The organism is Spiroplasma sp. AdecLV25b (genome assembly GCF_030913225.1).
Taxonomy (GTDB): Bacteria; Bacillota_I; Bacilli_A; order Mycoplasmatales; family VBWQ01; genus Spiroplasma_E.
The window spans coordinates 1-947 of the sequence record NZ_JAQYTS010000053.1 but is presented as its reverse complement, the minus strand read 5'-3'; the positions used below and the strand labels follow the sequence as shown (position 1 = coordinate 947).

2 protein-coding genes are annotated in these 947 nt (G+C 20.9%); both read right to left on the bottom strand.

Annotated elements, in window-relative coordinates; genetic code table 4:
* A partial coding sequence (locus RDJ14_RS05250) for a hypothetical protein (protein ID WP_374047470.1) occupies positions 1-115 on the bottom strand: 115 nt, incomplete at its 3' end.
* A gap of 59 nt (positions 116-174) precedes the next feature.
* Positions 175-726 carry a ParA family protein gene (locus RDJ14_RS05045; RefSeq protein ID WP_308150274.1) on the bottom strand — a complete coding sequence of 184 codons (552 nt, stop codon included), beginning with the start codon at positions 724-726 and terminating at the stop codon, positions 175-177.
* Positions 727-947: the final 221 nt, after the last annotated feature.

Genomic DNA, 947 nt, shown 5'->3' with positions numbered 1-947 from the left:
CTTTTCAATGATTACCAATCAATTTGGCAACTTCTGCAACTTTTGATTTAAGTTCAGGTTTTTGTTGAATAATCTCTGCTCTTTTTTCTTTACTAAAAAGCATATAAGCATTCATTGGTCTTTTAACTTTATTTGACATATCTTACCTCCACATAATTTATTCTTAATATAATTTTACATGATTTCTTTAATGAGTTCTTCATAAGCTTGTTTTTGACGTCAATAATATTGACTATCTCAAATACTACTTAAATCATTTTCAGTTTTAATAAATGTATCAGAATGCTTTATATTGGTAGTTACTAAATAATTGTTATATTTTTTTTCTTTTAGTCATTCTAGTATATTAGATGTATTCTCATTATCCTTTATATTATTAAAAACTAATTTAATTACAGGCATATCTCTTTTATCAATATTAGTAATATAATTCAAAGTATTTTGTAAATCAACTATACCTTTATAACTACCTATACCACTATTTATTGGAATTAATATTAAATCACTAATTAATAAATAGTTTAAACTTAATTCATCTACTGTTGGTGGATAATCAATCAAAACATAATCATAACTATCAAATATTTCTTTATTAATTTTATATATTAAATCTCCAATTAAATATTTTTCTTTTTCTTCATATAAATCTTTTATTAAAAATATAGATTTTCTAACATTTTCACTAGAAGCAATAATATCTATATTTTTATACTTAGATTTTTGTATAAGGTAAATAAATATTTGTATAATCAGATTTTAAATTTAAATAATGTTCTGCTACTAAACTTTGATGAATTTCTAAATATATTTATTTTCTTGTTTTATTAATAAATCTCTTGCCATAAACTAACCCCTTAAAACATATCTTTATAGTTCAAAAATATTATAACATAATATATCCGTAAAGGTTAGAATTCATATCCGTAAAGGTTAGAATTCAGTATATA